The 8792-nt window shown below is 75.2% G+C and carries 1 protein-coding gene; it reads right to left on the reverse strand.

Annotated elements, in window-relative coordinates; translation table 11 throughout:
• Positions 1-24: 24 nt before the first annotated feature.
• The coding region (locus IO33_RS0110990) for a type I polyketide synthase (RefSeq protein ID WP_037685236.1) at positions 25-8792 on the reverse strand (8768 nt) is incomplete at its 5' end.

Here is an 8792-nt window from a genome sequence, read left to right on the forward strand (position 1 = left end):
GTGGCCGCGGTGGTCGCGGGCCGGTCATGCGGTCGTCGCGTCCGCGGGTGCGGGTGCGGCGGGGCCGGACGGATCGGTGACGACGCCGGCCAGCCAGGAGTCCACCGCCGCCGCGGTGGTGCCGGCGTGGTCCTCCAACATGGAGTAGTGGTTTCCGGGCACCTCGACGACGGTGTCCACGTGCTCGGGCGGTGCCGCGCGCCCGTCGCCGTCCGTGTCGCCGGCCGGCATCGGCTCACTCGCCCGTACGAGCAGGGTCGGCGCGGCGATCTCCGGCGCGGCCCAGTCGTCGAACAGGCGCATATAGCGGCCCATCGCGGTGAGTTGTTCGCCGCCGGACCTCATGAAGTCCAGGCGCTGCGACTGTGCCTGGGCCATCGCGTTGAGCACCTGGTGGTCGAACGGGACCTCTCGGCTGAAGCTGTCGACCATCACCACAGCCGCCGGCTGCTCGCCCATGGCCTCCAGGTGGGCCGCCACGCCGTGGGCGATCCAGCCGCCCGAGGAGTAGCCGAGCAGGACGACCGGCTTGCCGCCGGCGCACTCCCGTACGGTCCGCGCGTGCAGCCGGAGCACGGCCTCCAGGTCGGACGGGACCGGTTCGCCCTTCTCGTAGCCGGGGTGGACCAGCGCCCACAGGTCCAGCCGGTCGCGGAAGGGGGTGGCGAACCGCGCGTACTGGTGCGCCCCGGCCGGTACGACGTACGGCGCGAAGCAGATCAGGGCGAGGGGGTGGTCGCCCTGCGACAGCCGTACCGGGGCGGGCGGCTGGGCCAGTTCCTCGGGCCGCTCGAACGAAGGCCGGAAGCGGGCCGCCTCCATCAGCATCCCCATGGCCTCGGCGGCCGTCCCGTTCTCGCTCGCGTGCCGGTAGAGCTGCACCAGCATGTCGGTGGGCCGCTCCTGTGCCGTGCCGCCGCCGGCGCCCCGGAGCCGCGTCAGCAGGTGTCTGGCGAGCCTGGCGGGCGTGGGGTGGTCGAAGGCCAGTCCGGCGGGCAGGTGGAGGCCGGTCGCGGCCGCCAGGCGCCGGCGCAGGTCGATCGCGGTGAGCGAGTCGAAGCCGAGCTCCAGGAAGTGCGCGGTGGGCAGCACGTCCTCGGCCGACGCGTGGCCGAGGACGACGGCGCTCTGGGAGCGGACGTGTTCCAGCAGCCGCTCCTCCTGCTCGGCCGGGGCGAGTGAGGCCAGCTCGGTCGCCAGCGCCGCTGCGGTGCCGGTCTCCTCGCCGGCGGCCTGCTCGGCCTCCAGCAGCCGCTGTACGTCGGGCAGGTCGGCCAGCAGCGGGCTGGGCCGTCCCACCGTGAAGGCGGGCAGGAACTTCTCCCAGTCGATCGGGGCGACGGCGAGGGCCGCCTCGTCGTGCTCGACGGCCTGGCGCAGGGCGGAGATCGCGAGTTCGGGGGCCATGACGCCCAGGCCCCGCCGCGCGCCGCGCTCCTGGACCGCGTCGTCGACCATGCCGCCGCCCGCCCAGCCGCCCCAGGCGACCGAGGTGGCGGTAAGGCCGCGGGCCCGCCTGCGCAGTGCCAGGGCGTCGAGGAAGGCGTTGGCCGAGGCGTAGGAGGCCTGCCCACCGCTGCCCCAGACGCCGGCACCGGAGGCGAAGAGGACGAACGCGTCCAGTTCGCGGCCGGCGAGCAATGCGTCGAGGTGGAGGGCGCCGGTGACCTTGGCGGCCGCGGATTCGGCGAACTCGTCGAGACCGGCGTCGGCCAGCATGGACGAGCGTGCCGTGCCGGCGGCGTGCAGTACCGCGGTGAGCGGGTGCCGGGACTCGATGCCGGCGAGCAGCCGCGCGAGCGCGTCACGGTCGGCGATGTCGCAGGCGGCGATGGTCACTTCGGCGCCCAGGGCGGTCAGCTCCGCGTGCAGTTCCCGCGCGCCGGGGGCGTCGAGCCCACTTCTGCTGGTGAGCACCACGTGCTGCGCGCCCGCTCCGGCCAGCCAGCGGGCGAGATGCCGGCCCACACCGCCGGTTCCGCCGGTGACCAGGACGGTGCCGCGGGGCTGCCACGGGGTGGCGGGCTCCGCGTCGGCGGGCCGCGCGCGGAGCATGCGCCGGCCGTACACGCCGTCGGCACGGACGGCGAGCTGATCCTCGTCGTGCCGGGCCAGCACTCCGGCCAGGCGGCGCAGCGCGTGCTCGTCCAGCTTCTCGGGCAGGTCGACGAGACCGCCCCAGCGCCGGGGCAGTTCGAGTGCGGCGACGATGCCCAGGCCCCAGAGCTGTGCCTGGCCGGCGTCGAACACCGGGTCGGTGACTCCGGTGGACACCGCTCCGCGGGTCGCGCACCACAGCGGTGCCTGGACGTCCGCGTCGCCGAGCGCCTGCACCAGGGTGACGGTCGTGGCGAGGCTCGCGGACAACGTCGGGTGGGCGGGGTGGCAGCCGGGGGCGAGGCCCAGCATCGACAGGACACCGGCGGGCTGTTCGCCGCCGAGTTCCTCGACGAGCCGTTTCGCGGCCTGCGCGCGGTCGCAGTCCACGGGGAGTTCGACGACCCGCACCTTGGCGCCGTGTGCGCCGAGCACGCCGACGACGCAGGGCGCCCACTGCTCGTTCGCCAGTCCGGCGGGGAGGACGGCGAGCCACAGGCCGTCCAGGCCCGGGGCCGGGTGGTCGGTCAGCCGCCGGAAGGAGACCCGGTAGCGCCAGCCGTCCACCGTGGACTTCTCGCGGCTGCGCCGACGCCAGGTGGACAGCACCGGCAGCGCCGGGGCGATGAGCGCGGCGTCGTCCGCCCCGAGTTCGGCGGTGAGCGCGGGCAGGTCCGTGTTCTCGACCAGCTCCCAGAACCCGGCCTCGGCCGGATCGGTGCCCGCCGGTACCGGGTCGGCGCTCTCCAGCCAGTACCGCTGCCGCTGGAACGCGTACGTCGGCAGGTCCACGGGCCGCACCGGACGTCCCGCGAAGGGGACCGCCAGGTCCGCGTGTACGCCGCTCACGTGCAGTTCGGACACGGAGCGCAGGAAGCGGTCCATGCCGCCCTGGCCTCGGCGCAGCGAGGCGCCGGTCACGGCGTCGGCACCGGCGTCCTCGGCGATCTGCTGCACCGCGTCGGCCAGCAGCGGGTGCGGGCTGCACTCGACGAACACCCCGTGCCCGTCCGCCAGCAGCGCCCCTACGGTCCGCTCGAACTCCACGGTGTGCCGCGCGTTGCGGTACCAGTACGCGGCGTCCAGGGCCGTGGTGTCCAGCACCGTGCCGGTCACCGTGGAGTAGAAGGGCACGTCCGCCGCGCCCGGCGTGACCGGGGCCAGCAGCTCCAGCAGTTCGGGACGCAGGCTCTCGACCTGGGCGGAGTGCCCGGCGCCGGTGGCGCCGCGGACCTTGCGCACGCGCACGCCCTCGGCTTCGAGTTCGGCCAGGAGTTCGTCGACCGCGTCGGGCTCTCCGGAGACGGTCAGGGCTGCGGGCCCGTTCACGGCGGCGACCGACAACCGGTCCCCGTACTTCTCCAGCCTCGCGCGGGCCCGGTCGGCGGGCATGGCGACCGCCAGCATCGCGCCCTTGCCGATGAGCTTGGTCAGCGAGCGGCTGCGCAGGGCCACGATCCGGGCCGCGTCGTCCAGCGTCAGCGCGCCGGCGACGTACGCGGCGGCGACCTCGCCCTGTGAGTGGCCGACGACGGCGGCGGGCGTCACACCGTGGGAGCGCCACAGGGCGGCCAGCGACACCATCACCGTGAACAGGGCGGGTTGGGCGACCTCCACCTCGGCCACGTCGGGCGCACCGGGCTCGGCGCGCAGGACGTCGAGCAGCGGCCAGTCGAGGTAGGGGGCGAACGCCTCGGCGCAGGCCCGCGCCTGCTCGGCGAAGACCGGGGAGGTCTCCAGCAGGTCCCGGGCCATCTCCGTCCACTGCGAGCCATGGCCCGGGAAGACGAAGGCGACCTTGCCGCAGGCCGCTGCGGTGCCCTGGACGACGCTGTCCGCGGGTTCGCCGGCGGCGAGCGCCGCGAGCCCGGCCCGCAGCTCGTGCCGGTCGTGGCCGACGACCACGGCCCGCTGCTCCAGCTGCGTCCGCGTGGTGAGCAGGGCGCGGCCGACGTCGGGCAGGGAGAGCCCTTCGGTGCGGTCCAGGTGGTTCAGCAGCCTGCGGGCCTGCTCACGCAGTGCCCGGGCGGTCTTCGCGGACAGCGCCCACGGGACCACGTCCAGGGGCCGGGCTGCGGTCGCGTCCCGCGCCGCGGGGGCCTGCTCGCCCTCGGTGGCGGGCGCGGTCTCCGGCGCCTGCTCGATGATGGTGTGCACGTTGGTGCCGCTCATCCCGAACGAGGAGACGGCCGCGCGCCGGGGCCTGTCCTGGTCGGGCCAGGCGGTCTGCTCGGTGAGCAGACGCACGGTCCCGCCGGACCAGTCGACGTCCGGGGTCGGCTCGTCGACGTGCAGCGTCTGCGGCAGGACGCCGTTGCGGATGGCCATCACCATCTTGATGACGCCGCCGACGCCCGCGGCCGCCTGCGTGTGGCCGATGTTGGACTTCAGCGAGCCCAGCCACAGCGGCCTGCCCCCGGAACGCTCCTCGCCGTAGGTGGCCAGCAGCGCCTGCGCCTCGATCGGGTCGCCGAGCCGGGTTCCGGTGCCGTGGGCCTCCACGGCGTCCACCTCGTCGGGGGCGAGCCGGGCGTTGGCCAACGCCTGCCGGATGACCTGCTGCTGGGCCTTGCCGCTGGGTGCGGTCAGGCCGTTGGAGGCGCCGTCCTGGTTGACCGCGCTGCCCCGGACGACGGCCAGGACCTCGTGTCCGTTGCGGCGGGCGTCGGACAGCCGCTCCACCAGGACCAGGCCCACGCCCTCGGCGAAGCCGGTGCCGTCGGCGGACGAGGAGAACGCCTTGCAGCGGCCGTCGGCGGACAGCGCGCGCTGCCGGCTCGACATCGTGAACGCGGACGGTCCGGCCATCACCATCACGCCGCCGGCCAGTGCCATGGAGCACTCGCCGCCCCGCAGCGCCTGCACGGCGAGGTGGAGGGCGGTCAGCGAGGACGAGCACGCGGTGTCGACGGTGACCGACGGCCCCTGCAGGCCGAAGGTGTAGGAGAGCCGGCCGGAGATGACGCTGGCCGCGTTGCCGCTGGGGAGGTAGCCCTCGACGCCGTCGGGCACCTTGAGCGGGCGGCCGGTGTAGTCCTGGTAGCCGGAGCCGACGAAGACGCCCGTGGCGGTGGAGCGCATCGTGTCGGGGGCGATCCCGGCGCGCTCGAAGGCCTCCCAGGTGGTCTCCAGCAGCAGGCGCTGCTGCGGGTCCATGGCGACGGCCTCGCGGGGGCTGATCCCGAAGACCGCGGGGTCGAACTCGTCCGCGTCGTAGAGGAATCCGCCGTGGGTGGTGTAGGTGGTGCCGGGGTGGTCGGGGTCCGGGTGGTAGAGCTGCTCGATGTCCCAGCCGCGGTTGCCGGGGAAGCGGGAGATCGCGTCGCGGCCGGAGGAGACCAGCTCCCACAGGTCCTCGGGCGAGCGCACGCCGCCGGGGTAGCGGCAGGCCATCGCGATGATGGCGATCGGCTCGTCCAGCACCGCGGCGGCCGCCTCGGCCGTGGCCTTCGCGTCCTGGCCGCCGGTGAGTTCGGCGAGCAGGTGGTCGGCGAGGTCGGCGGCCGTGGGGTGGTCGAAGACCAGCGTGGTGGGCAGGGCGAGGCCGGTGGCCTCGTTGATCTTGTTGCGGAGTTCCACCGCGGTCAGGGAGTCGAAGCCGAGGTCCCTGAAGGGCCGGTCGGCCTCGACGGCGCCCGCTGTGCGGTGGCCGAGTACGGCGGCGGCGTGCGTACGCACGAGGTCCACGAGGACGCGTGCGCGGTCTTCCTGCGACAGCCCGGCCAGGCTCTCGGCGAGTGCCCCGGCGCCGTGGCCCGTCCCGGGGGCGTCCTGCGCGAGCGTCGCACGCACCTCGGGGAGGTCGCCGAGGAGTGGGCTGGGCCGGCCGAGGGTGAACGGCACGATGAAGCGCGACCAGTCCACGTCGGCCACGGTCAGCAGGGTCTCGTCGCGGTCGAGTGCGCGCTGCAGGGAGGTGATCGCCGATGCGGGGGTCATCGCGCTCAGGCCGCGGCGGCGCAGCCGCTCCTCGTCGTCGCCGTCCTCGACCATGCCGCCGTCGGCCCAGGGGCCCCAGGAGACGGCGGTCGCGGTGCGGCCGCGGTCACGGCGCTGCCGGGCGAGGGCGTCGAGGTAGGCGTTGCCGGCGGCGTACGCGGCCTGGCCGCCGCTGCCCCAGACGCCGGAGATGGAGGAGAACAGGACGAAGGCGTCCAGCTCCTGGTCGCCCAGCAGCTCGTCCAGGTGCGCCGCGCCGCCCGCCTTGGCGGCGAGCGCGGCGGCGAAGGCATCCGGCGTGGTGGTGTCCACCAGGCCGGCGTCGGCGACCCCGGCGGCGTGCACGACGGCGGTGAAGGAGTGCTCGGCGAGCAGGGCCGCCACGGCGTCGCGGTCGGCCACGTCGCAGGCGGCGAGCGTGACGCGGGCGCCGAGGGCCTCCAGCTCGTCCCGCAGGGCGGTGGCGCCCGGGGCGTCCGCGCCCCGGCGGCTGGTGAGGACGAGGTGTCCGGCGCCGCCGCGCGCCAGCCAGCGGGCGACGTGGCCGCCCAGCGCGCCCGTACCACCGGTGACGAGGACGGTGCCGCGGGGCTGCCAGCGGCGGGTGGCGGCCCGTGCCGGTGCGTGGGCGAGCCGCCGGGCGAAGACGCCCGAGGAGCGGACGGCGAGCTGGTCCTCCTCCCACCGGCCCGTCAGCGCGTGTCCCAGCACGTCGGCCAGGCGTGCGGCGGCCCGCTCGTCGACGGACTCCGGCAGGTCGATCAGGCCGCCCCAGCGCCGGGGCAGCTCCAGGGCGACGGTGCGGCCCAGGCCCCAGACCTGGGCGTGCCGGGCGTCGCGTACGGCGTCGGAGCCGCTCACGGCCACCGCACCCGAGGTGAGGCACCACAGCGGGGCGTCGACGCCCGCGTCGCCCAGGGCTTGGACGAGCAGCAGGGTGGGCAGCACGGGGTCGCCGGTGACGAGCAGGGACAGTACGCCGTCGACCGGCCCGGTCCCGGCCAGCTCGCCGGCCAGACCGGCGCGGTCGCTCGACGGGCCGACGACCAGCGTCTTCAGCGTGGCGCCGCGAGCGGTGAGCGCGGTGCGGACCGCGGCGGTCTGCTCGTTCTCCTCCTCCGGCACGGCGATCAGCCAGGTGCCGCCGAGGCCGGCCGGTGCGAGCTCGCCCAGGGGCTTCCACGACTCGCGGTAGTGCCGGTCGTCGACGGCGGACTGCTCCCTGCGCTGCCGGCGCCACGACGACAGCCTCGGCAGCACGTCACTGAAGGCGTCCTCCGCCCCGACGTCCAGGGTCTCGGTGAGGGCCTGCAGGTCCTCGCGCTCCACGGTGTCCCAGAACTCCGCGTCCACCGGGTCCACCGCCGCGGCGCGCTCCGGGGCCTGCACCCAGTACCGCTCGTGCTCGAACGCGTACGTCGGCAGGTCGGTCTGGTGCGCACCGGCGAAGAAGACGCTCCAGTCCACCGCGACGCCGAGCGTGTGCAGATGGGCCACGGCCGTGACGAGTGCCTGCCGCTCGGGGCGGTCGGCCCGCAGCACCGGGACCGTGAGGGCGTCGTCCAGGCAGCCCTGTGCCATGCCGCTGAGGACACCGCCGGGGCCGATCTCGATGAAGGTCCGCACGCCCAGGTCGTGCAGGGTACGGACGCCGTCGGCGAAGCGGACGGCCTCGCGGACGTGCCGGACCCAGTACTCGGGGGTGTAGGCCTCGACGGGCTGACCCGTGAGGTTGGAGACGACGGGTAACTGCGGCTTCTCGAAGGCCAGGCCACCGACGACCTCGGCGAACTCCTCCAGCATCGGGTCCATCAGCGGCGAGTGGAACGCGTGGCTGACCTTCAGCCGGGACGTCTTGCGGCCCTGCTCGGCGAAGGCCGCGGCGATCGCCAGCGCCGCCGTCTCGTCCCCGGAAACCACCACCGACGAGGGGCCGTTGACCGCGGCGACGCTCACCCCGTCGGTGAGGCGGGGCAGGACTTCCTCTTCCGTGGCCTGCACGGCGACCATCGCGCCGCCCGCGGGCAGCGCCTGCATCAGCGCGGCGCGGGCGGACACCAGCTTCGCCGCGTCGTCGAGGGACAGCGCACCGGCGACGTGCGCGGCGGCGATCTCGCCCACCGAGTGGCCCATGACGAAGTCGGGCCGGACGCCCAGGGATTCGAGGAGCCGGAACAGGGCCACCTCGACCGCGAAGAGCGCGGGCTGGGTGCACCCGGTCCGGTGCAGCGTCTCGGCGTCGACGTCGACGGGGGCGTCCAGGTGCGCGCACACCTCGTCGTAGGCCGTGGCGAAGGCGGGGAACGCGGCGTACAGCTCGCGCCCCATGCCGATGCGCTGCGAGCCCTGCCCGGAGAAGAGGAAGCCGGTCTTGCCGCCGGCCGGGCGGCCGAGCAGCACACGGGCCGATGGGGTCCCGGCGGCCAGGTCCTGCAGCCCGAGGAGCAGTTCCGCACGGTTCTCCCCGACGACCGCGGCCCGGTGACGCATGGCCGCGCGGGTCGTGGCGAGCGACAGACCGACGTCCTGCGGCCGGACCTCGCCCTGTGCGACGGGCAGCAGCCGGGCCGCCTGGGCCCGCAGCGCCGCGCCGCTCTTGGCGGAGAGCACCCACGCCAGGGGGCCGTCGGCGGGAGCCCCCGCGGGCTCCTCGTCCTGGGCCGGTGGGGCCTGTTCGATGATGGTGTGGGCGTTGGTGCCGCTGACGCCGAAGGACGACACGGCGGCCCGGCGCGGGTGATCGGTCTCCGGCCACT

Origin of the sequence: Streptomyces durhamensis (assembly GCF_000725475.1) — a bacterium.
Classification (GTDB): Bacteria; Actinomycetota; Actinomycetes; order Streptomycetales; family Streptomycetaceae; genus Streptomyces; species Streptomyces filipinensis.